This window comes from Bradyrhizobium sp. Leo78 (assembly GCF_059512425.1).
Genome location: NZ_JCAMOT010000333.1, coordinates 1 through 271, shown reverse-complemented (window position 1 = coordinate 271; position 271 = coordinate 1). Strand labels below are relative to the sequence as shown.

General features: G+C 49.4%; 1 protein-coding gene. It reads left to right on the top strand.

Features of this window, described 5'->3' with window-relative positions; all coding sequences use genetic code 11:
- On the top strand, positions 1–221 hold a 221-nt coding region (locus AC5ZG1_RS44950; protein ID WP_496136644.1), incomplete at its 5' end, for a hypothetical protein.
- Between the last annotated feature and the right edge of the window lie 50 nt (positions 222–271).

Genomic DNA, 271 nt, shown 5'->3' with positions numbered 1-271 from the left:
TGCTCGATTCCGTCGTTCGGAATAGCGAAATTCGCCGCGGCGCGTTTGGCTTGGCGATACCAGCAAAAATACCAGCAGAGCGGACCGCTGCAGTGGGCTTTTGCTTGGATTTTCAATTCATCGCGACAGTTTTCCGGGCAAATCCGGAATCGAACCAGCGTCTTAAGTTATTGTTATCATTAAGATTTTTTCCGTGGTGCCCCTGGCCGATAATTGCCTAGAGCCATAACCACTTGAATTTGAAGCCACTTTTGTCGGCGATTGTTGCCGA